22 protein-coding genes are annotated in these 24,368 nt (G+C 73.6%); 8 read left to right on the forward strand and 14 right to left on the reverse strand.

What is annotated here, in order from left to right:
* Positions 1–338: 338 nt before the first annotated feature.
* Together F1615_RS18555 and F1615_RS18560 are read left to right on the forward strand one after the other, a co-directional pair.
* Positions 339–1,412, forward strand: coding sequence for a TerC family protein (locus tag F1615_RS18555; RefSeq protein WP_149550109.1), 1,074 nt, complete (start codon positions 339–341; stop codon positions 1,410–1,412).
* A 102-nt stretch (positions 1,413–1,514) separates the two neighbouring features.
* Positions 1,515–1,796 carry a hypothetical protein gene (locus F1615_RS18560; protein ID WP_149550110.1) on the forward strand — a complete coding sequence of 94 codons (282 nt, stop codon included), beginning with the start codon at positions 1,515–1,517 and terminating at the stop codon, positions 1,794–1,796.
* Between the two features lie 61 nt (positions 1,797–1,857).
* Here the strand turns inward: F1615_RS18560 and F1615_RS18565 are convergent, their stop codons facing one another.
* The 10 genes from F1615_RS18565 to F1615_RS18610 all read right to left on the reverse strand — a co-directional run bounded on the left by F1615_RS18565 (position 1,858) and on the right by F1615_RS18610 (position 10,620).
* Entirely contained in the window at positions 1,858–2,583 is a 726-nt protein-coding gene (locus F1615_RS18565; RefSeq protein WP_149550111.1) for a hypothetical protein, read from the reverse strand.
* Positions 2,584–2,703: 120 nt separating this feature from the next.
* Positions 2,704–3,312: a V-type ATP synthase subunit D gene (locus tag F1615_RS18570; protein ID WP_208818351.1), complete on the reverse strand. Its 609-nt coding sequence runs from the start codon at positions 3,310–3,312 to the stop codon at positions 2,704–2,706.
* Positions 3,309–4,724, reverse strand: coding sequence for a V-type ATP synthase subunit B (locus F1615_RS18575; protein ID WP_149550112.1), 1,416 nt, complete (start codon positions 4,722–4,724; stop codon positions 3,309–3,311). Before F1615_RS18575 ends, F1615_RS18570 begins: the two co-directional genes overlap by 4 nt.
* Positions 4,721–6,493: a V-type ATP synthase subunit A gene (locus F1615_RS18580; protein ID WP_149550113.1), complete on the reverse strand. Its 1,773-nt coding sequence runs from the start codon at positions 6,491–6,493 to the stop codon at positions 4,721–4,723. Before F1615_RS18580 ends, F1615_RS18575 begins: the two co-directional genes overlap by 4 nt.
* On the reverse strand, positions 6,481–7,008 hold the full coding sequence (locus F1615_RS18585; protein ID WP_149550114.1) for a V-type ATP synthase subunit E: 528 nt from the start codon (positions 7,006–7,008) through the stop codon (positions 6,481–6,483). Before F1615_RS18585 ends, F1615_RS18580 begins: the two co-directional genes overlap by 13 nt.
* Entirely contained in the window at positions 7,005–7,256 is a 252-nt protein-coding gene (locus F1615_RS18590) for a hypothetical protein (RefSeq protein ID WP_149550115.1), read from the reverse strand. The genes F1615_RS18585 and F1615_RS18590 overlap by 4 nt, the downstream gene beginning before the upstream one ends.
* Entirely contained in the window at positions 7,253–7,669 is a 417-nt protein-coding gene (locus F1615_RS18595; protein WP_149550116.1) for an ATP synthase subunit C, read from the reverse strand. Before F1615_RS18595 ends, F1615_RS18590 begins: the two co-directional genes overlap by 4 nt.
* Positions 7,666–9,156 (reverse strand): V-type ATPase 116kDa subunit family protein, encoded by a 1,491-nt coding sequence (locus F1615_RS18600; RefSeq protein WP_208818352.1) that lies wholly within the window; start codon positions 9,154–9,156, stop codon positions 7,666–7,668. Before F1615_RS18600 ends, F1615_RS18595 begins: the two co-directional genes overlap by 4 nt.
* Positions 9,143–10,096 (reverse strand): V-type ATPase subunit, encoded by a 954-nt coding sequence (locus tag F1615_RS18605; RefSeq protein ID WP_244328782.1) that lies wholly within the window; start codon positions 10,094–10,096, stop codon positions 9,143–9,145. The genes F1615_RS18600 and F1615_RS18605 overlap by 14 nt, the downstream gene beginning before the upstream one ends.
* Positions 10,097–10,119: 23 nt before the next feature.
* The gene (locus F1615_RS18610; RefSeq protein ID WP_149550118.1) at positions 10,120–10,620 is read right to left on the reverse strand and encodes a hypothetical protein; all 501 of its coding nucleotides are present in this window, start codon (positions 10,618–10,620) and stop codon (positions 10,120–10,122) included.
* 180 nt (positions 10,621–10,800) lie between these two features.
* On the opposite strand from F1615_RS18610, the gene F1615_RS18615 reads away from it, so the two are divergent.
* Complete coding sequence (locus tag F1615_RS18615) at positions 10,801–11,664, forward strand: CBS domain-containing protein (RefSeq protein WP_149550119.1); 864 nt, start codon at positions 10,801–10,803, stop codon at positions 11,662–11,664.
* 38 nt (positions 11,665–11,702) lie between these two features.
* Here the strand turns inward: F1615_RS18615 and F1615_RS18620 are convergent, their stop codons facing one another.
* The 4 genes from F1615_RS18620 to F1615_RS18635 all read right to left on the reverse strand — a co-directional run bounded on the left by F1615_RS18620 (position 11,703) and on the right by F1615_RS18635 (position 19,130).
* Positions 11,703–13,442 (reverse strand): VanW family protein, encoded by a 1,740-nt coding sequence (locus tag F1615_RS18620; RefSeq protein ID WP_149550120.1) that lies wholly within the window; start codon positions 13,440–13,442, stop codon positions 11,703–11,705.
* A gap of 175 nt (positions 13,443–13,617) precedes the next feature.
* The gene (locus F1615_RS18625) at positions 13,618–14,451 is read right to left on the reverse strand and encodes a ribonuclease BN (RefSeq protein ID WP_149550121.1); all 834 of its coding nucleotides are present in this window, start codon (positions 14,449–14,451) and stop codon (positions 13,618–13,620) included.
* Positions 14,452–14,666: 215 nt separating this feature from the next.
* Positions 14,667–16,730, reverse strand: coding sequence for a SpoIIE family protein phosphatase (locus F1615_RS18630; protein ID WP_149550122.1), 2,064 nt, complete (start codon positions 16,728–16,730; stop codon positions 14,667–14,669).
* 282 nt (positions 16,731–17,012) lie between these two features.
* The gene (locus F1615_RS18635) at positions 17,013–19,130 is read right to left on the reverse strand and encodes an MMPL family transporter (RefSeq protein WP_149550123.1); all 2,118 of its coding nucleotides are present in this window, start codon (positions 19,128–19,130) and stop codon (positions 17,013–17,015) included.
* Between the two features lie 74 nt (positions 19,131–19,204).
* Between F1615_RS18635 and F1615_RS18640 the strand changes: the two genes are divergently transcribed.
* The 5 genes from F1615_RS18640 to F1615_RS18660 all read left to right on the forward strand — a co-directional run bounded on the left by F1615_RS18640 (position 19,205) and on the right by F1615_RS18660 (position 24,366).
* Positions 19,205–19,714, forward strand: coding sequence for a MarR family transcriptional regulator (locus tag F1615_RS18640; RefSeq protein ID WP_244328783.1), 510 nt, complete (start codon positions 19,205–19,207; stop codon positions 19,712–19,714).
* A 153-nt stretch (positions 19,715–19,867) separates the two neighbouring features.
* Positions 19,868–21,100 (forward strand): transcriptional regulator, encoded by a 1,233-nt coding sequence (locus F1615_RS18645; protein WP_149550124.1) that lies wholly within the window; start codon positions 19,868–19,870, stop codon positions 21,098–21,100.
* Between the two features lie 138 nt (positions 21,101–21,238).
* Complete coding sequence (gene adh / locus F1615_RS18650; RefSeq protein WP_149550125.1) at positions 21,239–22,756, forward strand: aldehyde dehydrogenase; 1,518 nt, start codon at positions 21,239–21,241, stop codon at positions 22,754–22,756.
* On the forward strand, positions 22,756–23,160 hold the full coding sequence (locus tag F1615_RS18655) for a DUF779 domain-containing protein (protein ID WP_149550126.1): 405 nt from the start codon (positions 22,756–22,758) through the stop codon (positions 23,158–23,160). The genes adh and F1615_RS18655 overlap by 1 nt, the downstream gene beginning before the upstream one ends.
* A gap of 144 nt (positions 23,161–23,304) precedes the next feature.
* Positions 23,305–24,366: a right-handed parallel beta-helix repeat-containing protein gene (locus F1615_RS18660; RefSeq protein WP_149550127.1), complete on the forward strand. Its 1,062-nt coding sequence runs from the start codon at positions 23,305–23,307 to the stop codon at positions 24,364–24,366.
* The last annotated feature ends 2 nt before the right edge of the window (positions 24,367–24,368 follow it).

Genomic DNA, 24,368 nt, shown 5'->3' on the forward strand with positions numbered 1-24,368 from the left:
AGCACGAACGGCCACCTGCCGTCCGTCACCCCCGGCCCGCCGACGACGGCGTTGAGGCCCGCCGTCGGCCGGCCGACGGCTCGGGCCCGCCACGGCGGTCCGACAGGCGGTGGCCTGTCGCCGTCCTTCGTCGTGATCGTGCTGCCGTCACGATCACCGACGTCGGTGCTCTCGGCTGCCCGGACCGGGAACACCTCGGGTGTGCCGCGCACGGAACTCCGCGGAGCCGACGCGTTCCCGGGTCGGGTCACCCGGTGGCCCGGAAGACAGCCCCCGTCGTGTGCCTCAGACTGGAGCGGAGGTGAAAGGCCGGTCGATCGCGCGTGGGAGGCCCACCCGTGCATGATGTGCCGCTGTGGCTGTGGATGGTGTTCGCCGTCACCGTCGTGGTGTCCTTGGCGGTCGATCTGCTCGCGCACCGGCACGCGCACGTCATCGGATTTCGGGAGGCCACCGCCTGGAGCGGTGTGTGGGTGGGACTGGCGGTCGCCTTTGGTGCCGTCGTCTTCCTGGTCGTCGGCACGACGGCCGGTGTGGAGTACACCACCGCGTGGCTGCTGGAGAAGAGCCTGTCGGTGGACAACCTCTTCGTCTTCGCGCTGATTTTCGGCTACTTCAGGGTGCCTCGCGCCTATCAGCACCGCGTCCTGTTCTTCGGTGTGCTGGGAGCCCTGGTCTTCCGCGGCATCTTCCTCGCCGCGGGCGTGGCGGTCGTCAGCCGCTTCACCGCCGTCCTGTTCGTCTTCGCGGCCGTCCTCTTCTACAGCACATACAAGATCCTCAAAGAGGAGGACGACAGTTTCGACCCGGGCAAGAGCATCGCCGTACGCCTGCTGCGGAAGGTCATCCCAGTCCGGGACGAGTACGCCGGCGCCCACTTCTTCGTCCGGGAAGCCGGCAAGCGCGTCGCCACTCCGCTGCTCGCCGTGGTCGTCGCCATCGAAGCCGCCGACCTCGTCTTCGCCGTCGACAGTGTGCCCGCCGTCCTGGCCGTCAGCAGCGACGCCTTCATCGTCTACACCAGCAACGCCTTCGCCATCCTCGGCCTGCGCGCGCTGTACTTCATGCTCGCCGGTCTGCTGGACCGCTTCCACTACCTCAGCAAGGGCCTGGCGCTCATCCTTGCCTTCATCGGCGTCAAACTCGTCCTGCAGGCGTCCCACAAGACCATCAGCACCGCCGTACCCGAGATCCCCTCGCTCCTCAGCCTCGCCGTCATCGCCACCATCCTGGCCGTCTCCGTCACGCTCAGCATGCTGCGCCCTCCGCCGGCCGGCCACACCGACGACCGGCCGGGCCCGGACGCAGGTGTGCCGACGGGGGAGAGGCCGACTGCGGAAACGTCCCGGGAAGCCGTGCGGGAACGATCGGCCGACCCCCCGAACACCGCGGAGCCACCGGACGGCACATGACCCGAACCTGAGGTGGGTGTCTTGTCCGGCTGTCCGTGCCCACGAGAAGGATCCGGTCAAAAGGCTTCCATAAGTGTGCAAAAGGGTCATAAAATGGTGATCATGGATAGCGGCAAGGACGACAGGGCGACCCCTCGGTCGGGCCATGTCTGCGGCTCGTGCAAGCTGCCGGTGGACGCCGTGGTGGAACGGCACAAGACGATGGGTATCTTCGTCCCCGCCTGGGTGGCGGGGCCCTGCCACAATCCCGAGTGCGAGCAGTACGTGCCGCGACTCGTGCCGGTCACCTCGGCCCGCGGAGCCACGTGGCGGAGCCTGGCCGGCTGGAAGCACGAGGTGAACGGCGCGCACCGAACGGCTGGGGCCGCACCCGACACACGGTAGGGAACCGCAGGTCGGACACCGCGGTACGGAACCGGCCCGGCTCCCACGGCGTCCGCGCGCCCTACGCGGACCGCAGCTCGCGGACCCGGGCACGGAAGACGCGCCAGCGCCGCTCGTTGTCGTGCACCAGCACGGCCGACTCCGCCATCAGGTCCGCCGCGCGGTCCAGCACCTCGGAGGCCGAGTACAGGTACGCGGGGGCCTGCCGCCGGCCTGCCAGGTCGGCCCGCAGGGCCGCCGGCGTGAAGTCGACCACGGCCAGCAGGTCGAGGGCCCGCCGCAACATCCGCGCGATCAGGGACTGCAGCGCGGCGGACTGCCAGTCATTGGCGATGATCCGGTGACGCTCCCCGAGCAGGTCGGCCAGCGCCGGGTGGTCGGCCAGGCCGCCCGCGATCTCCCAGGCCTGCTCCATCGCCCGAGCCAGCCAGCCACCCGTCTGCTCGGCGTCGTCCGCGGCCTGCCGGACCTCACGCTTCAGCCGACGCAGTTCGGCCGGCTCGCCCTCGCCCTCCATGAAGAGAACCCCCGACTCCGCGACGAGCCCGGGGGCGTTCAGGTCCTCCGTGCCGGCGAACCCGACCGCCGACGCCTGCTCACCCACGCCGACCACGCTCCACCGGTCCGCCAGCGCCTTCAGCACCCGGGACCGCGCCTGCAGCTCACTCGCCTGTCGCAGTGGTGCCTGCGCGTAGTACTCCTCGTGCTCGCGGTGGAACCGCGCGAGATTGTCGATCAACTGCAGCAGCGGCTCAGGAGGGCTGAGCCGCGCTTCGTCCTCGGCCATGCCGACACTCTGCACCGCTCCCGCGCGCACGGACGTCACGGCACACGTCCGTCGCAGCGGATTCCAGCCGTCCGGCGCTCACCACGAGCGGCATCGTCGTCGGGCGTACGGCGGGGAGACCTACCGGGTGGCCCGGCGCCGCCGCACGCCGTCCTCGTGCTCGGCCTGCTCCAGGGCCAGGTCGCTCCGGTCGAGGGCCTCCCGCAGACGGGGGATCCAGTGGCGCCGCAGCGCGCGGACCCGGTGCCGGGTGCCGGTGACCTCCTCGCCCACCGTCCCGGCGGCGGCGTCGGCCGCCGCGTACTCGGCGGCGGCGCGCACGGCACGGCCGTAGGCCGCCTCGGCGTGCACGAGGGCCGTGTTGGCGGGAGCGGCGGAGGTGGCCGGACGGCCGGGTACGGACGTGGAGGCCGCCGTCGGACGGCGTACCCCCATGGAGGTGGTCCAGTGAACGGTGGTCTCGGCGGGGGCGACGCCCGCGGCGGCCGAGTCGAGGGCTTGCTCCCCGCTCAGGAGCAGTCCGCGCAGCAGCCAGCTCTCGGCCTCGGCCACCAGGTCCCGCCAGGCGCGCTCGGCCGACTCCCGCGCGCGCAGCAGCCGCTGGTGTTCGGACCGCAGGATGCGCAGCTTCTGCTCCAGCAGGTCCGCCCCGCGCTCGGCGACATCGAGGCTGTGCCGCAGCCGCAGGCGTCCCGCACGACCGGGTGGCGTACGGCGGGCACCGGTCATCGCGGCGCCTCCCCGTGATCGTCGAGTGCGTCGGCGTCCTTCGCCCCGTGGGCGTCGAGGAGAGCGGCGGGGAGCATGGAGAGCCGGCTGCGGGGCAGGGTGAGCAGCACCCGCCAACCGCGTTCCAACGAGGCGTCGAGGCCGCGGGGTTCGTCGCTCCGCTGGTCGGTGAAGTCCCGCAGGAACGCCTCCTCGTAGTCCAGGTACCGGCGGTCGGCCGGGCTCAGCGCCGCCTGGCCGACCAGATCGGCGAGGTCGCGCACCTGCCGCGCGCGGGCCAGGGCGGCCAGCAGCTGGGCGGCGACGTCGAGGTGGTCGTCGCGGGTGCGGCCGGGGCCGGCGCCCTTGCGCATCAGCCGGGACAGGGAGGACAGGGCGTCCAGCGGCGGGTACACGCCCCGCGCGTGCGTCTCGGGCGAGAGCACGATCTGGCCCTCGGTGATGTAGCCGGTCAGGTCCGGCACGGGGTGGGTGATGTCGCCCGCGGGCATGGTGAGCACCGGCAGCACGGTGACCGAGCCGGGACGGCCCCTGATCCGTCCGCAGCGCTCGTACAGGGAGGCCAGATCGCTGTAGAGATAGCCGGGGTAGGCACGGCGGGCGGGTATCTCCCCGCGGGCGGCGGAGACCTCGCGCAGGGCCTCGGCGTAGGTGGTCATGTCGTTCAGCACCACCAGGACGTGCCGCCCGCCGGTGAAGGCGAGGTGCTCGGCGACGGTGAGCGCGATGCGCGGGGTGAGGAGCCGTTCGATCACCGGGTCGTCCGCGGTGTTCAGCAGCAGGACCAGCTCCCCTGCGGCGGACCGTTCCTCCAGGGCGTCGCGGACGAAGGAGGCGTCGGCGTGGGTGAGCCCCATGCCCGCGAAGACGACGGCGAACGCCTTTCCCGCGGCGGTGGCCTGCGCGGCGATCTGGGCGGCCAGCTCCAGGTGCGGCAGCCCGGCCACGGAGAACACCGGCAGTTTCTGCCCGCGTACCAGCGTGGTCAGGGTGTCGACCGCTCCGACACCGGTGAGCACCGGCTCGGACGGCGGCTCGCGCCGCACCGGGTTGATGGGCGCGCCGCCCACCTCGGCGTCCCGGGAGCCGAGGACGGGCGGGCCGCCGTCCAGGGGCTCGCCCCGGCCGTTGCAGACCCGGCCGAGCCAGTCCGTGCCGACCGGGACGCGCAGCGGACTGCCCGAGAAGGCCGCCCGGACACCCTCCGGGTCGATGCCCGCGGTGCCCTCAAGCACCTGGACGACCGCCAGGTCGCGGTCGGCGTCCAGGACCACGCCGTGACGCCGTTCGCCCGAGTGGAGGGTGATGTGCGCGTACTCGTCCCAGCCGACCCCCGCGACCCCCTCGATGATCGCGAGCGGCCCCCGCAGTTCGCGCACCGCGGTGTACTCGATCCCACCGGCCGTGCTCATGGCCGCACCTCCCGCAGCCCGGCGAGCATCGCGTCGCGCCGCTCCGCCACCCCCGCGGCGTCGTGCGGGCCGGTGTCCTCGCGGGTACGCAGCAGCGGGCCGAAGTCGATCTCCTCGACCGAAGCCGCCGGAACGCCCGCGTCGACCAGTTCGCGACAGCGGTCGACGACCGCGAGCACGGCGTCGGCCAGGGCGGCCGTCTTCTCCGGGCCGCAGTACGCGTCCCGCTGCGACAGCGCGCTCTGCTGCAGCACGCCCTCGCGGACCAGCCTCCCGGCCAGCACACTGACGCGCTCCCGCGGGGGCAGGGCGGCGATGCCGATCAGGTCCACCAGGTCGGCCAGCCGGTCGGCCTCCGCCAGCACCGCTCCCACCCGGTCGCGGCGACCCGACCACGCCGGGTCGCCCGCCGTCCGGTGCCCGGCGGCCAGGACGGGTACGTCGCGGGAGAAGGATCCGGCCCAGGAGACCGCCGGGTAGTGGCGGGCGTAGGCGAGGTCGCGGTCGAGGGTCCACAGGCAGCGGACGAAGCGTTCGGTGTGCGCGGTCACCGGTTCGGTCATGTCGCCGCCGGGCGGGGACACCGCGCCGATCACGGTCACCGATCCCCGGTCGCCGCCCAGGGTGGTCACCGCCGCGGCCCGTTCGTAGAAGGCGGCGATGGCGGAGGCGAGTCCGGCCGGGTAGCCCTCCTCGGCGGGCAGCGCACCGGTACGGGAGGCGAACTCGCGCAGCGCCTCGGCCCACCGGGAGGTCGAGTCGGCGATGACGACCACGTCCAGGCCCATGTCCCGGAAGTACTCGGCGACCGTCATCCCCGTGTGGACGCTCGCCTCGCGGGCCATCATCGGCATGTTGGAGGTGTTGGCGATCGTGACCGTGCGGTCCGCGAGGCTCCCGCCCGTGCGCGGGTCCCGGAGCTCGGACAGTTCGGTGATCACGTCCGCCATCTCGTTGCCGCGCTCCCCGCAGCCGACGTAGACGATGACGTCGGCGTCGCACCACTTGGCGATCTGCTGCAGGAGCATCGTCTTGCCGGTGCCGAAACCGCCGGGCACCGCCACCGTGCCGCCCCGGGCCACGGGGAAGAGCAGGTCGATCACCCGCTGGCCGGTGCTCAGGGCCTCCCGGCCGGCGACGCGCTCCCGCACCGGGCGCGGCCGGCGCACCGGCCACAGGGCGTCCGCGGTGATCCCGGTGCCGCCCACCACGGCCACCACGGCGTCCCTCGGGTGGTCCCCGGCGCCGGCGATCTCCTCGACCGTGCCCCCGCCGCCCGGCGGCACGAGGACCTTCACCCGCAGGGGCCCCGCCGTGCGGACGTCTCCCAGCGCCTGCCCCCCGGCCACCCGCTCGCCCCGCGCCACGAAGGGGCGGAAGGAACAGGGTCGTTCCTCCGACGTGTGCCGTCGCGCGCCGGGCGACAGCCAGTCGCCGGCACCGGACAGGGGACGCAGCAGACCGTCGAAGATCCCGCCGAGCAGTCCGGGGCCGAGCCGGACCGACAGCGGACGCCCCCGGGGCAGCGCCGTCTGACCCGGAGCGAGACCACCGGTGTACTCGTACGCCTGGACGGTGACCACGCGTCCGCTGATGGCCACGATCTCCCCGGGCAGCCGGGCGGGGCCGATCGAGACCAGGTCGTACATCGCGATGCCGCTCGTGTACTCCATCTCCACAAGCGGCCCGGTGACACGCAGGATCCGGGAGACCGGCCGCCGGCCGGTGTCCCGCCGAGGCGCCCCGGGGTCCTCCGTCACGGCTCCCACAGGCTCAGCACCTGCCCTCCCACACGGTCCAGCGCGCGGTCGGCCAGCGCGGTCAGCGACAGGTCGACCCGTCGTCCCGGCACCCGCGCCACCACGCCCCCGTCCGCGTGTTCGCTCACCTCCGCCGCGGGACCGAGGAGGACGCGGGCCCTGCGCTCCAGCTCCTCCCGCAGCGCGGCGTAGCCGTCGGTCCCGCGCAGGGCGCGGGCCCGCTCGGCGGCCTCGTGGCGCACCTCCTCGAAGGACTCCCGGCGAGCGGCGAGCGTACGGGACCTGGCCTCACGCCGGGCCCTGACGAGGAGGTCGCGGGCGGCGTCCGAGCCGTCGGCCTCGCCCTGCCGCCGGGCCGCGTCGAGGATCGCCCGGGCCTCGGCGCGGGCGTGTTCGAGCAGGGCCGCGGCCTCCCGGTCCGCGTCGGCCAGCAGCGCCTCCGCATCGGTGCGAGCGGCACGCAGCAGCCCCTCCCGGACCGGCGAGAGCGCCTGCGCCGCCTGCTCGGGGACCGGGGTCGTCATGGCGGCATCACGGCGGTCAGCGGACGGCGGCCACCCGGCGCCGCGGGGGCCGCGGGGGCCGCAGGGGCCGCCTCCAGCGCCTCGGCCGCGGCCGCGGTCAGGATCACCAGGTCGATGCCGTCCGGCAGGCCCTGCCAGAGCCTGCGTACGGTCTCGGCGTCGTCGGCGACGAGGACGACCGCTCCGGCCAGGGCCCAGCCGGTCACCCTGGACCGCTCTCCGAGCGCCGCGACGCGCCCCACGGTCACGCCTTCCCGATCAGGATGACCGCGACGACCAGCCCGTAGATGGCGATGCCCTCGGCCAGGCCGACGACGACCATGGCCCGGCCGAAGAGTTCGGGCCGTTCGCTGAGCGCCGCGAGGGCCGCCGCACCGGTGTAGGCGACGGCGATGCCCGCGCCGATCGTCGACGCGGCCACCGCGATCGCGGCTCCGATCAGGGCGGCGGACCCGGAACCGGAGTCCTGCGCCGCCGTGGTCGCGGCCTCGGCGGACCCGCCGCCGAGCGCCAGGGTCAGCACCACGGTGGCGGCCACCAGGAGCACGGCGTCCGCGGCGACCATCCACCACAGGGCCGTCCGGCCCGAGCGCCGCAGCACGAGGCGCACGGCGGCGCATCCCGCCGCGATGACCGGCAGGGCCAAGAACCAGGTGATCACGACTGCTCCTTCCTCGCCGGGTACGGTCGGACGGCTTGCTCCACCGCGGCCGGTTCGGCGTCGGCGGCGGACCCGCGCTCCACGGGCAGGTGCCAGGGCCTGAAGGGGCGGCCCTCACCCTCGAAGAGCCGGGAGAACAGTTCGTAGAACTCCAGACGCAGCGCCTGGACACCGGCCACCAGTGCCTCCAGGGAGAAGGCAAGGGCATTGCCCGCGAGGAACACCACGAGTGCGGCGGCGACGCCCACCGGGCCCCGCCCCGCCAGGGCGGTCGTACCGTCCCAGACGATCGCGCCGAGGGCCGCGTGGGTGAGGCCGAAGGCCGCGAGCCGTGCGAAGGACACGGCGTTGGAGCCGATCCTGACCACCGCGTCGAAGAGCTGGATGCCGGTCTGCACGGCGCCGCCCGGACCACCCGCGGTGGCCGCGTACAGTCCCGGCCCGGCCAGTGCCAGACCGACGACCGCGATCACGGCCCCCACGACCCCGTACGCGGCCTGCCCGAGCCACACGGACCCGGCGACGACGACGAGACCGAGATGGAGCGCCGCCCCGGCGATGCCGGTCGTCGCGTACAGGGCGGCCGCCGGTCCGCCCTCCCGCCACCGGTTCACGATCCCCGCGGCGTAGGCGAGGCCGAGCAGCACGGTGCCGAACCCGACGGCGCCGGCCAGCAGCCGCATGGGATCCTCCAGCGGTGCCAGCCACAGCGCGGGCAGCACCCCGGTCGGGCCGAAGAACTCGCCGTACGCCACCCCGGCCAGGGTGGCGGCCAGTCCGGCCCCGGCGACGAAGGGCCACAGCGGGCGCAGCGCCGCCAGGCGGCGCGGCCGGCCGGCGCGCAGGAGGAGGGCGACGGCGACCAGCAGCAGTCCGTGCCCGGCGTCGCCGAACATCAGGCCGAACATCACCACGTAGACGACCCCGGCCGCCATCGTGGGGTCGAGGTCGGCGTAGGGCACGGTGCCGTACGTCGTCACCAGAGGCGTGAAGGAGCGGCGCACGGCCGGCGCCGGACGCGGTGCCGCGGCGGCTCCGCCCAGCAGGGTGGGCGGGTCGACACCGCGCGGGGAGCGCAGCGGCACCAGCGCGCCCCCGGTACCGGCGACCCGCGCCGCGACGGCGCCCACCTCGGTCTGCGGACACCAGCCGGCCAGGGCCGCGACATCGCCGTGCCGGACCGCGCCGCCCATCCGTTCCTCCACCTGCGCCTCGCCCGCCAGCAGGTCCGCCCGGCCCTCCAGTTCGAGGGCGTCCAGGTCGGGCGGAGCCTCGCTGAGGCAGGGACGCGCCGGCTCGGCGCGCAGCCGCCGCAGGCGCGTCGCCGCCGGCCCGTGGACCTCCGGCCTCCCGTCCCCGGCCGGGTCGATCTCGACGCAGCCCGCCTCGGCGATCCGCACCAGGCTGTCGCGCAGCGTCTCCTCGGGAGCCACGACGGCCACCCTGCGCATCCGGACCGGGACCGCCGCCCCCTCAGCCCGGAGCATCGAGCACCTCCGCGGACCGGTTGCCGGGGCCGCCGCCCCGGGCGGCCAGCTCCAGTGCGCCGCGGGTGCGCCACGCGTCGGCGGACAGCAACGCGACGGCTCCCACGACCGGGTGGGGACCGAAGCGGGACCGGCGCAGCAGTTCCCGGCCGTCCTCCTCGACCGCCTCCCACCACCGGGCCTCGGCCCGCCACAGGTCCGCCGCCTCGTCGACGTCGTCGAGCAGCCACGTCGCGGTGGCCGGCAACGCCTCCCGGAATCCGGCGTAGGACCCCGCGTCCACCGCCCTCGGGCCGAGCAGCCGGGCCGCCCGGCGGGCGGAGGCGTCCGGGATCCGGCGGCCGACGACGAACACCTCGCGGCCGAACAGCAGGGCGAGCCGGGACGCGGCCCAGCGCTCCGCGCCGGGAACGGCGGTGGCCACCCGCACCGCGGCGGAGACCCGCATGCCGGTGGCGACCTCGGCCGGCGAGTCGCCGCCGGGGTCGCCCCAGTCGGAGGCCGCCAGCGCGGTGCGCAGCTCCGACGGCGTACGGGCGCGGGCCAGCCGGGTCCAGGCGAGCGCCAGCGTGCCCAGGCGGTACGGCGGGGGACGGAAGCCTGCCGGACCCGGCTCCCCCGGACCGGCCGGCCCGGGGGACACGGCCGACAGGGAACGCAGATGGTGTTCGGTGTTGGAGATCTCGAACCCGGCGGTGAGCGCACGGACGGCGGCGGCCCCGGCGGCCGGCTGCCAGCCGGCGAGGACCCGCAGATGCCACAGGAGAGCGGACGAGACCGCCCGCTGGGCCTCGGCCGGGGTGGCGCCGGAAGCGACGTCGTGCCGGTACGCGGTGGCCGCCACGTAGCGCAGGGCGTCCTCCAGTGTCCCGGATTCGGCCACGTTCCGGACCCCGTCCTCGCCCAGGCACCTGGTCCGCAGCGCCCGTGCCCTGGTCACACCGGCCACCCACCCGGCACCCATCAGGGATCAGCCTCCGCGAAGCCTCCGTGGCCCGGAGCCCGTTGAGGAACGCGTACGGGTGGCGACGCGCCGTCCGCCGCCAGGTCCTGAAGCACCAGATCCACCACACGGCCGGCGATCACGGACGTCCGTGTCCTGGCACGGTCGCGCACGGCGCTCGCCTCGCGCTCGGCCGCGGCGCGCAGTGCGGCCGCCTCACCCTCGGCCGCGCGCAGCACCCGCTCGGCCGCGCGCGCCCGGATCAAGGGGGCCTGCGCGCGTGCCCCGGCCACGATCGCCCCGGCCTGCCCTTCGGCTTCCCGCAGTCGTGACGCGGCGGCGTCGGCGGCCCGCTCGCGAACCGCCCGGGCTTCCGCCTCCGCCCGTTCGAGCAGGGCCAGCGGCGGTGCGAGCTCCGCACGGAGTTCGGCGGAGCGGTCCGCGGGGACACCGCCCGGTGCGGCCCGGCCGGGCGACGCCGCCGGCCGGAACCGTGTCAGAAAGTCCCGGAAACCCGTCACACGAACTCTCCTGTCGGTGGGACCGGACTCCGCCTTCCAGTGTCCTCGGTGGGCGGGGGCATGTCGCGCCGTGCCGCGTCGTCCGTCCCGCGGGCGGTGCCGTTCGGCCCGGAGGCCGCACCGTTCGATGGATGCGAAACTGAACCCGTAGGCGGACGGCACTCCCGGGAGGAGGCAGCCGTGAGCGACTTCGAGCACCGCTCCGTGGAGACGGAAGCCCGCCGCACCGCGCCCGGCCGCCCGTGGACGCCCCAGGAGGAACCGCGCCAGGACGCGTTGCGCCGCTACCTGGGGGCGGTGGCCGCCGCCGCGTCGCGGAGGAGCACCGGGGAGGAGCCCGCACCCGCCTCCGGCACGGGGAGCACCGAACCACCCGTCACCGCCGCACCTGAGCCGCCCGTTCGGGGGCCGGCCGTCCTCCACGTGCGGGACGTCATGCGGGTGCCGGCGGCCTCCGTACCCGGCGACATGCCGTTCCTGGAGGTGGCCCGCACCCTGGCCCGTGAGCAGGTGGGCGCCGTACCGGTGGTCGATGCCGACGACCACGTGATCGGTGTCGTCTCGGAGTCGGATCTGCTGGCCAAGGCCGCGGTCATGGCGGAGCCGCACCGGCACGGGTCCGTCGGCAGGCTGTGGCAGCACCGTCTGTACGAGAAGGGCCAAGGCGACACGGCGGCCACCCTGATGACCTTCCCGCCGGTCACCGTCCACCCCGCGGCACGGGTCTCGGACGCCGCGTGGACCGCTGCCCACGCGCGGTTGAAGCGGCTTCCCGTGACCGACCACCGCGGCCGGCTCGTCGGTGTCGTCAGCCGGCGCGACCTGTTGCGGGCCCTGATCCGTGACGACGCGGAGATCCGCGCCGAGGCCGAGTCCCTCGTCGGTCGGCACCTGCCGGCCCCGCACACCGTCGAGGTGTCCGTGGAGAACGGCACGGTGACCCTGACGGGGAGGGCGGACAGGACGCCGGTCCCCGAACTGCTCGCGGCGGTCCGGGACATCGACGACGTGGCCGACGTCGTCGACGCCGTCGAGGCCATCTGAGCGGTCGGCCTCCGCGCGGGGCGTGCGCCCGCGCGTTCTCAGCCGGGCTCGCTCGGCGTCTCTTCGCAGACGATCTCGTCGCGCGGGGTGTAGTGCGTGCGGAACGGTTCCCGCCGCACCTCCCGGCCCCCGTCGCGGAAGACCCGCTCCACCGTGACGTCGAAGCCCTCGAGCGGGGGCTGCGGCACGCACTGCTCGTCGGTGCTCACCTTCTCGGCCGGCTGCTCCACGTTGGTCCGCGGCCCCTTCACCGACGTGATCTCGTCGTACTTCTTCGTGCCGAGGAAGCTGATGGTCACCGAGGTGCCGGTGGACTCGGCCTGGATGTACATCGCCTTCCCGGAGTCGTTGGCGAACCTCAGGTCGAGGCTGCCCCAGGCGACCGTCGCCTCACGGCCCTCGGGGTAGCGCTCGATGTAGAAGGAGTGGGCGCCGTACTCGACGGGCCGGACGCCCGCGAAGAACATCGCGTTGAAGACCGTGGTGGCCACGGCGGAGACACCGCCGCCGGGCGCCTTGGTGTACCGGTCGTTCAAGATCATGACTCCGTCGACGAAACCGTTGGCCTCGGTGCGCTCGCCGACGGTCCGGTTGAAGCTCCAGGTCTCGTTCGGCATCACGACGGAGCCGTTGATGAGTTCCACGGCCCGGCCGACGTTCGTCGTGCGGTACGCGGCCGGTTCGAAGTCGACCGTGAAGGAGGACATCTTCTCCGTCAGACCGAGGCGCGCGGCGTTCTCGCGGGTGACCTCGGGCTGGATCCGCTGCGCTTCCACCTCGCCGGTGCGCGCGCCACCCGTCCTGGTGAGCAGGGGCAGGACGGCCTTGCCCAGGGCCTTGTCGGTGACCTTCACGGCGGGCCTGGCGTCGGCGGTGACCACGGCCTTGTCGCCCTCGAGCCCCAGCCGGGCGTTGCGGGGTGTGGCGGGGAGGCCGTTCAGGGCGTCGGCCACCACGGGCGCGGCGCGCAGGCCCTTGCTGTCCAGCTCCGGTGTGAGCCTGCCGGCGTCGTCCGGCCGCATCGTCAGGTGCTCGCCCAGCACGGCCGGGGTGACCGTGAACCGTTCGCCGCCCGCGGTGAGGGTGACCGGTGCCGACATCGCCGGCCGCGCGAACTCGCGCACCGCCCGCTTCACCTCGTCCGCCGTGAGCTCCGGCTCGGTCTCGCGCGCGGGCAGCACCGTGACCGGGCCGGCCGCGCCGCGCAGGAAGGGGGCGCGCAGTGAGCCGATCGCGGCGTCCACGTCCAGCGCGTACCCGCGGTGCGGGGCGGTCTGCTCCACACGACCGTCGTTGAACGAGACGGCTCCTTCGCGGACCTTCCGGTCCAGTGTCCCGGCCAGCTTCCCGAGGGCGGCGCGGGCCTTGCCCTCGTCGACGCGCACGACCGGCTCGATGGCGCCGCCCGACCGGAACAGCCCGCCGATCACGCCGACCGGATCGGCACCGGTGGCCACCGCCCGGTCGAGGGTCGCCGGGATGTCGTAGGACAGCCCCGCCTGCCGCGTATCGAGCGCGCCCCCGCGGTCGCCGACCTTCACCGCCAGTTTTCGCGGTCCGGCCTCCACCAGGTGCCGTTCCAGCTTCCGGGCGGCTTCCTCGCGGGTCAGGCCCCCTAGGTCCACGCCGCGCACCGTCGTACCCGCCTCGATCTCACCGCCGGTGAGCAGCAGCCCGGCGAGATACAGGCCACCGACGCCGACGGTCAGCGCGCCGCCCGCCAACGCGACGGGCGGGAGGGAGGCTATTCGGGGGACGGACGGTATCCGGGGGCGCATGGGTCTCCTGAACGATGGTGTGGCGTGCACCCGAAGTCACGGCACTGTGTGCGAGAACAGTCGGTCACGATAGGCACAACCGAACGCCAAAGGGTATATCCCATGTCACGTCGGGCGTTTGGGATCAAGGAACGCGGCGCCGCCGTCCCACCGCGCACCGCGCAGCCGGAGAGCGTCAGCCGTCGTCGCCGGCCGGTGCCGTCCCGGGCCGAGGGGGCAGGTCGTCGGTGAACCGGTGCCCGTGGTGGTCGAGGAGCCAGCGGCCGAACAGGGCACCGCCGAAGATGACGAAGCCCACTCCGATGAGCCAGGACTCGACGACGAGGACCACACCGACGGTGCCGTAGCTGATCGCGTTGTCGACGATCAGCGGGGTGAAGACGAAGTAGGAGAAGCCCCGCAGACCGATCAGACCCGCCACGGTGGCGAGCGCGCCCGGCAGCAGATGCCGCCAGCGGACCTGCCCGCCCAGCAGGAAGTGCTGCCCCCACCAGAAGAAGAGCACGCCGGTCACCAGCGAGAGGGTGATCCGCTCCGGCCCGTGCATGGCATCGCGCGTCAGCACCTCCTGGTACAGGTACGCGGTCAGGACGCACAGCCAGGTCGTCTGGCGCCAGATCCGGTGCCACGGCCCCGTGGGCAGGTGCCATGTCCGCTCGTAGCCGTTCTGGACGCTCCCGCCGAACGGGATGCCGAACGCGGCGAGGGCCAGCACGCCCCACACGCTGGTGGTGCCGATCACCTCGCGCGGCGGGCTGATGATCTGCGCGAGGACGCGGGCGGACCGTCCGGACAGCCCCATGCCGTCCGCCAGCCAGGCCGCGAATCCGCCCCGTCCGAGCGGATCGGCGGCGGCGATCACGATGAGCAGGGGCGCCAGCGTGACCAGCGCGAGCGTGGCGAACCCCATGGCCCGGTGCAGCAGCTCGAGGTCGCGGCCGCGCCGCAGCAGGGTGTCGGCGCCCAGCCACGTCCATGCGCGGCGGAGCACGCGCAGGTGACGCTTCACGGTGCGCTCCTTCGTGGACGCGCGTACCCGCGCCCGTGTCGGGCGGCGGCAGAGGCGGGCCCCGGGCGCGTCAGGTCCGGTGGGAGACGGCCTTGTCGAAGGTCACCGTTCGGCCCGGCCCCGAAACACGGTCTGGGCCGCGTGCGGCAACCGTGTCCGTCCGTCGAGTGACGCCGGGTTCCCGCCGGTTGCGCCCCCGGGTGGCGGGCGCCGCGTCACCCACCGGGGCTGATGAGGAGCAGGGCGATGTCGTCGGCGGGACTCGGCGCGTGCCGGATGAGGGTGTCGGCCATGGCGTCGAGGTCGGTCGGGTCCGCGCGTTCGACGAGCCCGGCGAGGGCCGCGGTGGCGTCGTCGAGGTCCACTCCGGGGGCCTCGACCAGTCCGTCGGTGTAGAGGACGAGCACGCAGCCGGGCGGCAGGGGCACCTCCCGGACCGGGTAGCGGGAGTCCGGCTCGATGCCGAGCAGGAGGCCGGGGGAGACCTGCACGAGTTCGGTGCGCCCGTCGGCGTGACGCAGCAGGGGCGGCGGATGGCCGGCGGTGGCCACGCACCCGCGGCGTGTGGCGAGGTCGAGGTGGACGTAGACACAGGAGGTGAACAGGCCCGGCTCGAGGTCGTTGAGCAGACGGTTGGTGCCGGCCAGGACCTGGTCGGGGGACGAGCCCGCGGTGGCGTGGGCGTGGACGGCGGTGCGGACCTGCCCCATGAGCGCCGCGGCATCCACGTTGTGGCCCTGCACGTCGCCGATGGCGGCGCCGGCGGTGTACTCGTCGAGGCGGATGAGGTCGTAGAAGTCGCCGCCGATCCCCAGGCCCCGGGCCGCCGGAAGATAGCGTGCGGCGACCTTCAGGCCGGGGATGTCGGGGAGGGTGTGCGGCAGCAGCGCGGACTGGAGCCGGCGGGCGAGGTCGTGTTTGGCGTCGTAGAGGCGGGCGCGGTCCAGGGCCTGGCCGACCAGGCCCGCGATCGAGGTCAGGACGGCGCGTTCACCGGGCGGAAAGGCATGGGGCCTGCGGTAGGAGAGGAGCAGGGAACCCCTGGGGCGGCCGGAGGCGATCAGCGGCAGGACGGCCCAGGCGGCCATCCCGTCCTCGTGCGCGGCCGACGGATACTCACGCCTCAGGTCGGCGAACGTCGGGAAGAACCCCGGGACGCCGGTGGTCTGCACCCGGACGGCGGGGATGTCCGTGCTCAGGCGGACGGAGTCGAAGCGCTCCAGGAGCCCGGCGCTGTAACCGCGGTGACCGAGGATCTTCAGGCGTCCGTCCTCGGCGGTCATCAGCACCATGCCCTGGGCGCCGAGAGCGGGCAGGAGCTGGTCGGCGGCCTGCTCCACCACGTCCTGGACCCCGGCGGCCTCGGTCAGCGTGGCGGCCAGCTGCATCAGGTGGTAGAGCAGGGTGGCGCGGCTGGGACCGGCGGCCGGCACGGACGGTGACGCCGGAGCACCCTCGGCCGGGTCTGCAGGGGTGATACGGACGCTCATCCCGGAGGGATCCGGGTACAGCTCGAAGGCCAGCCACGTCCGGGGCGGTCGCAGGACGGTGAAATGCTGCGGCCGGCGGCTGACCAGCGCGGCGCGGTAGCGGTCCTCCACCTGGGGGACGTCCATCCACGGCAGCGCCTCCCAGGGCAGGGCGCCCACCAGATCCTGCGGATCACGACCGACGAGGTCGGCGCCGGCGGGGGTGATGAAGGTGATGCGGCCGTGCATGTCCAGCCCGCAGGACCCCCCGGGCAGGCGGTCGATGAACGCCGTGACGGCTGCCGCCTCGCCGGGTGGCACGGTGCGCCCGGCCGTCAGGGGCACGGCCCGCGGCCGGTCCGCGGTCAGCAGCGGGTCGCCGCGCCCGGTGGCCCCCTCGAGGAGGGCGCCCAGGCGGTCGCAGCCCGACTCGATCCCCTCGCGCTCGGCGGGACCCAGCTCCGGTGACCGGGTCCCGGGCCACAGCAGCACCAGCCCGCCGTGCACCGTGCCGCCCGCGGTGAGCGGGGCGGCCGACAGCGCGAAGTCGTAGGGCAGCACGAGGGCCGGCCGGGGGTACCGGCGCGCCATCTCCTCCTGGTCCCCGATCCACACCAGACGTCGCTCGCGCACGGCCTCCGCCACCGGCATCGGGTCGGTCAGCGCCACCCGCCGCCACGGGAGGGTGAGTTCGCTCGGGACGCCCGCCACCATGATCAGTCGCAACACGTCCTCACCCGGCGGCAGTACGTACAGCAGCCCGCCGTACGCGCCGCTCTCCCGCACCACGGCGGCCAACGCGGTGTCCATCAGCGGTCCGGCCCTCGCGAGACGTGCACAGCCGGTCCCGGCAGGACCGCGTCCCACCCGCCACACCGAACACCGTGCATATGCCGGACATTACGCCCAACGTGCCGCGAAGGCATCCAGGCGACGGGAGAAGGCGCGCACGACGGGCGAGGACACGGAATCCGGGTGCAAGAGGGACGACGTGACCGGCCGGGCACCGGTCCGCGGGACGGAGAAGCCGGCCGGTGCCGCCGGGTGTCCGCGCGCCGTGCCGTCGCGGCCGGCACGGCGCGCGGACCGCCGTCACCCCACGGGCTCCGTCTCGGCCACCGGCCCGGTGGTGGTGCCGCGCCGGGACAGGGCGCTGGGCCACCACGCCGGCGGACCGATGTCGAGCACCAGGGCGGGCACGAGGAGCGAGCGCACCACGAGGGTGTCGAGCAGCACCCCGAAGGCCACGATGAACGCGATCTGCACCAGGAACGCCAGGGGGATGACCATCAGGGCCGCGAAGGTCGCGGCGAGCACCACACCGGCCGAGGTGATCACCCCGCCGGTCGTGGTCAGCCCGCGCAGCACGCCCTGCCGGGTGCCGTGGACGAGCGCCTCCTCCCGGACCCGGGACATCAGGAAGATGTTGTAGTCGACGCCGAGGGCGACCAGGAACACGAATCCGTACAGCGGTACGGACGCGTCCGTACCGGTGAAGCCGAGCAGGTGCTCGAAGACGAGCGTCGACACACCGAGGGTCGCCAGGAAGTTGAGTGCCACGGTCGCGACCAGCAGAACGGGTACCAGCAGGGACCGCAGCAGGAGCACGAGGATCAGCAGGATGATGCCGAGGACCACCGGAACGATCAGGGTGCGGTCCTGGGCGGCGGTCTGCTGGGTGTCGTACTGCTGGGCGGTGTACCCGCCGACCAGCGCGTCGGCGCCGGGCACCGCGTGCAGGTTCTCGCGCAGCCGCTCGACGGTCCGCTTGGCCGCGTCGCTGTCCGCCGCGTCCTGAAGGGTGGCGTCGATGCGCACGCGCCCGTCGACGACCAGCGGCTCACCGCCGCCCGGCCGTCCCGAGGCGGAGACGGCGGCGGCCGACGCCACGCCCTCGGTGTCCCTCGCCGCGGCCGTCACCTCGGCGGTGCGTCCGGCGTCGGCGATGACGACGGCGGGGTTGCCGGACCCGCCGGGGAAGTGCTCGCCGAGCGTCTTCTGGGCGGCCACCGAGGGCGCGTCGTTCACGAAGATCTCGTCGAGCGGTACGCCCTTGGCGGACAGTGAGGGGGAGAACGCCGCGAAGACGGCGAGGACCAGCGCGGTCAGCAGCCACACCCGGCGCGGCCGGCGGTCCACCGTCGCGGCGACCCGGCGCCACACTCCGTGGCCCTCCACGGACGCGTCCGGCGCCTTCGGCCGGGAGGGCCAGTACGCGGCCCGGCCCAGCAGGGCCAGCACGGCCGGCAGGAAGGTGAGCGTCGACAGGACGGCACACACGATGCCGATGGCGCCGACCGGGCCGAGGGCGCGGTTGTTCGTGAGGTCACTGGCGAGGAGGGCCAGCAGCGCGAGCGCCACGGTGGCCGCGCTCGCCGTGATGGCGCCGAAGGACCTGCGCACGGCCGCCACCGCTGCCGCGGCCCGGTCACCGCGCAGGGCGAGTTCCTCGCGGAAGCGGGCCGCCAGCAGCAGGGCGTAGTCGGTGGCGGCACCGATCACGAGGATGGAGAGGATGCCCTGCACCTGGCCGTCCACCCGGACGACGTCCCGGTCCGCCAGCGCGTAGACGACGGCGCAGGCGAGTCCCAGGGCGAAGACGGAACCGAGGATGATCACGAACGGCAGCAGGACGCTCCGGTAGACCAGCAGCAGGATCAGCAGCACGGCGCCGAGCGCCACGCCGAGCAGCAGTCCGTCGACGCCGGCGAACGCGTCCGACAGATCCGCCTGGCTCGCCGCGGGACCGGCGATCCGGGCCGTGGTCGCGGGCACGCCGTCCGCCGCGTCACGCACCTCGTCCAGGACCGCGGGCAGTTCGTCGCCCAGGTCGGGCTCCAGCTGAACGACGGCCTGCATGGCCTTGCCGTCCTCGGAGACCAGCGCCGGCGAGGGGCGGCCGACCACACCGGAGGCGCCGGAGAGCGCGCCGACCGCCTCGGAGGCGGCCTGCCGCTGACCGTCCCCGACCCGGGAGCCGTCGGTCGTCCAGACCACGACGGCGGGCAGCGTCTCGGACTGGTCGAACGCCTCGCGTGCCCGGAGGACCTGGGTGGACTCGGCGCTCTGCGGCAGGAAGGCGGCCTGGTCGTTGGTGGCCACCTCGCCCAGCTTTCCCGCGTACGGGCCGAGCGTCCCGCCCACTCCCAGCCAGACGACCAACAGGACCAGGGGCACGAGCCATCGTGCCCAGCGCGGTGCGTTCTTCATCAGCATCCCAACGAACGGAAGTAGTAAGTCAACGGTGAAGTATCTCAACCATTGAGTGATCCTATACTGAGGGCATGAGCGGTTCCGGTACCCCCTCGACACCTCTTCAGGGGCACGACCCGACGGGGTTGCAGTCCTTCGCGGTCCTGCTGCGCCGGATGAACGGCGAGTTCAACCGCATCGCCCACGACTTCGCACAGTCCCAGGGCCTCCACCTGACCGACGTACAGGCGTTGATCGCGATCCTCGACGCGGACGCCGACCCCGACGCACCGGGCGAGCCGATGACACCCGGACGCCTGCGCAAGCAGCTCAACCTCACGTCGGGCGCGGTGACCGCTTGCGTCGACCGGCTGGAACGGGCCGGCCACATCCGCCGCGTCCGGGCGGTCGACGACCGCCGTGTGGTGCACCTGCAGTACGCCGAGGGGGCCAGAAGCCTGGCCAGGGACTACTTCCGGCCGCTGGCCCGGAGCACCGACGCCGCGCGTGGCCGCTTCACCCCCGGGGAACTGATGGTGATCACGCGCTTCCTCACCGAGATGAACCGGGAACTCGACCTGCTGCGGCGCGATCCGGGCTGAAGCGGACGCGGGACACCGCGCACGCGACCTTGCTTTTGCCGCCGGAGTGGCGGATAACACAGACATCGGGCCGAGGACCACGCCGGGCGCGCCGGCGGAGCGGACCTCGCGGGCGATGGTCGGTTGTCCCCGTTCGACGGCAGGGAAGAGCACATGTCACAGCCGCGTGAGCTGCGGCAGCACCGGGCCAGGCTGGAGAGCGCGTGGTCCCGCTGGGTGCCGCAGATGAAGGCCGCCGGAACGAAGCCGCTCGGTGCCGAGGCACTGCGGCAGGACGTGACCGAGTCCTGGCTGCGCTCGCTGGACAGCGTGGACCCGGCGCTGGACAGCGCCCCCGTCACCGACGGGGGAGCGGTGCACCGCCGCTGGCTCGGCTCGCCGCTGCGCCGGCCGGTCGACGGCCTCGCCGACGAACTGCGCGGCATCGCCGAGGACGCGGGATTCGTCACCGCGGTCACCGACGAGACCGGCACCATCCTGTGGACGTGCGGCGGACGCACCATGCGCCGGCGGGCCGAGCGTGTCAACTTCGCGCCCGGCGGCCGGTGGGACGAGGGCGCCATGGGCACCAACGCCCTGTCCCTCGCCCTGCGCACGGGCCGCCCCACGTCCGTCTTCTCCGCCGAGCACCTGGTCAGCGCACTGCACGGCTGGGTGTGCTACTGCGCTCCCGTGCACGGCCCGGACGGACGGGTCCTGGGCGTGCTGGACATGTCCACCACCTGGGACCGCTCGAACCCCCTCGCCATGTCCACGGTGCGCTCCCTGGTCGCCGGCATCGAGTCCCTGCTCCGCACCGCACCGCCCCCTGCCGACGTGGTCCCCGGCCCGGTGGAACTCACCTGCCTCGGAACCGGGGAAGCCGTCCGCGGCGGCGTCCCCCTGCCGCTGCGGCCCCGGCAGCTGGAGATCCTCACGCTGCTCGCGCTGGAGCGGGACGGCTTCACGCCCGGCCGGCTCCGTGAGGCCCTGTACGGCGACCGGGCGGTCACCGCGTCGACGTTCAAGGCCGAGATCTCCCATCTCCGCCGTGCCCTCGACGGCGGCGTCGCCACCCGCCGCTACGCGCTGACCGTTCCGGTGTCCTGCGACGCGGGCGAGGTGCTGCGCGCACTGGAACGGGGGGACGCGGAGACCGCGCTGCGTCTCTACCGCGGCCCCCTGCTGCCCCGGTCCGAGGCCCCCGGCATCGAGGAATGGCGCACCCACCTGGAAGTGGCCGTGCGCGAGGCCGTCCTGGCCAGTCCCAGCCCGGAGCACGCCCTGCGCTACGGCGAACGGGCCCCGTACGACGCGGAGGTGCACGAACACGCGCTGCGCCTGCTCGGCCCGCGCGACACCCGCCGCGCCCTCGCGATGGGCCGCCTCACCACGGCCCTGCGGTAAGTACTGACCCGCACCGGCGCCGGTGCCCACCGGCCGCCCGCCAACCTCGCGCCAACCTCCGGGGCGCACAGTGCCGTCCGTCACGACGGGAACGGACCGTCGGACCACCGCACCCGCCATCCAGCGAGGAGAGCCGCCATGGTGTACGCGCAGCCGGGAACGGACGGAAGCATCGTCGACTTCGCGTCGCGGTACGACAACTTCATCGGCGGCGACTGGGTCGCCCCCGTGGAGGGGCGGTACTTCGAGAACCCGTCACCGGTGACCGGCAGGACGTTCTGCGAGGCCGCCCGCTCCTCCGCCGCCGACGTCGAACTCGCCCTGGACGCCGCTCACGCCGCCGCGCCCCGGTGGGGGGCCACGTCCGTGACGGAGCGGTCGAACATCCTGATCCGGATCGCCGACCGGCTGGAGAAGAACCTCGAGAAGATCGCGGTCGCGGAGACGTGGGAGAACGGCAAGCCCGTACGCGAAACGCTGGCCGCCGACATCCCGCTGGCGATCGACCACTTCCGCTACTTCGCCGGAGTGGTCCGCGCCCAGGAGGGCAGCATCGCCGAGATCGACGCCGACACCGTGGCCTACCACTTCCACGAGCCGCTGGGCGTGGTCGGCCAGATCATCCCGTGGAACTTCCCGGTCCTCATGGCCGCGTGGAAGCTGGCGCCCGCGCTGGCGGCCGGCAACTGCGTGGTCCTCAAGCCCGCCGAGCAGACCCCGGTCAGCCTGCTGTACGTGATCGAGCTGATCGCCGACCTGCTCCCGCCCGGTGTCCTCAACGTCGTGAACGGCTTCGGCGTCGAGGCGGGCAAACCGCTCGCGTCCAGTGCGCGCGTCGCCAAGGTCGCCTTCACCGGCGAGACCACGACCGGACGCCTGATCATGCAGTACGCCAGCGAGAACATCGTCCCCGTCACGCTGGAACTGGGCGGCAAGAGCCCGAACATCTTCCTGCCCGACGTCACGGCCGCCGACGACGACTTCCTGGACAAGGCCGTCGAGGGCTTCGTGATGTTCGCGCTGAACCAGGGCGAGGTGTGCACCTGCCCGTCCCGCGCGCTCGTTCACGCCTCCATGTACGACGAGTTCATGGCCCGCTGCGTCGAACGGACCAAGGCCATCGTCAGCGGTGACCCGCTGGACCCGGAGACCATGATCGGCGCCCAGGCCAGCAACGACCAGTACGAGAAGATCCTCTCCTACATCGACATCGGCAGGCAGGAGGGCGCGGAGGTCCTCACCGGGGGCACCCCGAGGGCCGTGCCCGGTCTGGAGGGCGGGTACTACGTCGAGCCGACGATCTTCCGCGGCACCAACGACATGCGGATCTTCCAGGAGGAGATCTTCGGCCCGGTCGTCTCGGTCACCACCTACGACTCGGTCGACGAGGCCCTGAGGATCGCCAACGACACGCTGTACGGCCTCGGGGCCGGCGTGTGGACCCGGGACGGAAACACCGCGTACCGCCTCGGGCGGGGGATCAGGGCCGGCCGGGTGTGGACCAACTGCTACCACGCGTACCCGGCGCACGCGGCCTTCGGCGGCTACAAGAAGTCCGGCATCGGCCGCGAGAACCACAAGATGATGCTCGGCCACTACCAGCAGACGAAGAACCTGCTGGTCAGCTACTCCGGGCAGAAGCTCGGGTTCTTCTGATGGACGCGCGCACCCGGCGTGTCGAACTGACGCCGGCCGCGGAGGAGCTGGTGCGGCGGCTCGCCGGGACGCACGGGCCGGTGATGTTCCACCAGTCCGGCGGGTGCTGCGACGGCAGCGCGCCCATGTGCTATCCGCGCGGCGAGTTCCGTGTCGGTGCCTCGGACGTCCTGCTCGGCCATGTGGCCGGCGACTGCCCCTTCTGGATGAGCGCGGACCAGTACGCGTACTGGTCGCACACCCACCTCACCGTGGACGTGGTCGCCGGCCGCGGCAGCGGCTTCTCCCTGGAGGCCCCCGAGGGCGTACGGTTCCTGCTCCGCTCCCGGCTGTTCACCGACGGGGAACTGCGGAGCATCGAGGCGGAGCCGCCGCTGCCCACGGGGGAGGATCCGGCGGCGTGAACCGGCACGACGAGTCTGCGCCGGGCGCTCGCCGTCGCCTCGGAGGGTGTCAGGTGGACGCCGGTGCCGGGGGCCGGTGATCACCGCGCCCGCCTGGGTGATCACCGGTGGCGGGGCGCAATCCCCGCTCATAGCTTCGGCTCCATGAACAGACGACACATCGCGTACCTCGCATGCACCACCGCGGTCGTGGCCGCGGGGCTCGGTGCCGCCCCGTCGGCCCACCACCCGACCGTGCACCGTGTGCAGCCCGGACAGTCGATCCAGAAGGCCGTCGACGCCGCCGGGCCGGGGGACACCGTCCTCCTCGCGCCCGGCACCTACGAGCAGAGCGTCTCCCTCACCGAATCGGACATCACCCTGCGCGGCCACGGCGCCAACCGCACCGTGCTGATGCCCGCCAAGAAGGCCGGCAAGAGCGCCTGCGCCAAGGCGGGCCACGGCATCTGTGTCACCGGCAGCGACGACAAGCCCCTCCAGGACGTCACCGTGCGGTCGCTGGCGGTCCGCGGTTTCGCCAAGAACGGGCTGTGGGCCACCAGGACCGAGCGGCTGAACGTCCGTTACGTGACGGCGGAGAAGAACGGCCAGTGGGGCATCGCCGAGGAACGCTCCGTACGCAGTGTCATCAGCCACAACCTCGCGCAGAACAACGGCGACGCGGGAATCTTCGTCGCCAACACCGTCGACACCGAGGAAGGCGCCCGGGACGCCGAGAAGACGGTGATCCGGCACAACACGACGGCGGGCAACCGGGTCGGCGTCACCGTGCGCCGGCTGCGGAACCTGAGCGTCGCCCACAACGAGGCCACCGGCAACTGCGCCGCCGTGTTCGTGGTGGGCGACGAGACCAAGCCCCGCGCCGGCCGTCTGGACGTGAGGTGGAACCACGTCCACGCCAACAACAAGCACTGCGCGAAGACACCGCGGCTGCCCTTCCTGCAGGGATCGGGCATCGTCCTCACCGGCGTCGAGGACACGGTGGTGGCCCACAACCGGGTCGAGAACAACAAGGGCACCTCCCCGCTGTCCGGCGGCATCGTCCTCTTCAAGAGCCTCGTCGGCACCCCCAGCGAGCGCAACGACGTCCGCGACAACCTGGTGACCGGCAACAGCCCGGCGGACCTGGCCAACCGGGACACCGCCCGGACCAACACCTTCAGCCGCAACACCTGCACGCTCTCCGAGCCCGCCGGAATGTGCTGACC

Origin of the sequence: Streptomyces marokkonensis, from assembly GCF_008312835.1 — a bacterium.
Classification (GTDB): Bacteria; Actinomycetota; Actinomycetes; order Streptomycetales; family Streptomycetaceae; genus Streptomyces; species Streptomyces marokkonensis_A.

Excerpts from the sequence above, each read along its gene's own strand:
- F1615_RS18560 (WP_149550110.1), top strand. The coding sequence starts at position 1,515 with ATGGATAGCGGCAAGGACGACAGGGCGACCCCTCGGTCGGGCCATGTC.
- F1615_RS18565 (WP_149550111.1), bottom strand. The coding sequence starts at position 2,583 with ATGGCCGAGGACGAAGCGCGGCTCAGCCCTCCTGAGCCGCTGCTGCAG.
- F1615_RS18570 (WP_208818351.1), bottom strand. The coding sequence starts at position 3,312 with ATGACCGGTGCCCGCCGTACGCCACCCGGTCGTGCGGGACGCCTGCGG.
- F1615_RS18575 (WP_149550112.1), bottom strand. The coding sequence starts at position 4,724 with ATGAGCACGGCCGGTGGGATCGAGTACACCGCGGTGCGCGAACTGCGG.
- F1615_RS18585 (WP_149550114.1), bottom strand. The coding sequence starts at position 7,008 with ATGACGACCCCGGTCCCCGAGCAGGCGGCGCAGGCGCTCTCGCCGGTC.
- F1615_RS18600 (WP_208818352.1), bottom strand. The coding sequence starts at position 9,156 with ATGCTCCGGGCTGAGGGGGCGGCGGTCCCGGTCCGGATGCGCAGGGTG.
- F1615_RS18620 (WP_149550120.1), bottom strand. The coding sequence starts at position 13,442 with ATGCGCCCCCGGATACCGTCCGTCCCCCGAATAGCCTCCCTCCCGCCC.
- F1615_RS18630 (WP_149550122.1), bottom strand. The coding sequence starts at position 16,730 with ATGGACACCGCGTTGGCCGCCGTGGTGCGGGAGAGCGGCGCGTACGGC.
- F1615_RS18635 (WP_149550123.1), bottom strand. The coding sequence starts at position 19,130 with ATGAAGAACGCACCGCGCTGGGCACGATGGCTCGTGCCCCTGGTCCTG.
- F1615_RS18640 (WP_244328783.1), top strand. The coding sequence starts at position 19,205 with ATGAGCGGTTCCGGTACCCCCTCGACACCTCTTCAGGGGCACGACCCG.
- F1615_RS18645 (WP_149550124.1), top strand. The coding sequence starts at position 19,868 with ATGTCACAGCCGCGTGAGCTGCGGCAGCACCGGGCCAGGCTGGAGAGC.
- adh (WP_149550125.1), top strand. The coding sequence starts at position 21,239 with ATGGTGTACGCGCAGCCGGGAACGGACGGAAGCATCGTCGACTTCGCG.
- F1615_RS18655 (WP_149550126.1), top strand. The coding sequence starts at position 22,756 with ATGGACGCGCGCACCCGGCGTGTCGAACTGACGCCGGCCGCGGAGGAG.
- F1615_RS18660 (WP_149550127.1), top strand. The coding sequence starts at position 23,305 with ATGAACAGACGACACATCGCGTACCTCGCATGCACCACCGCGGTCGTG.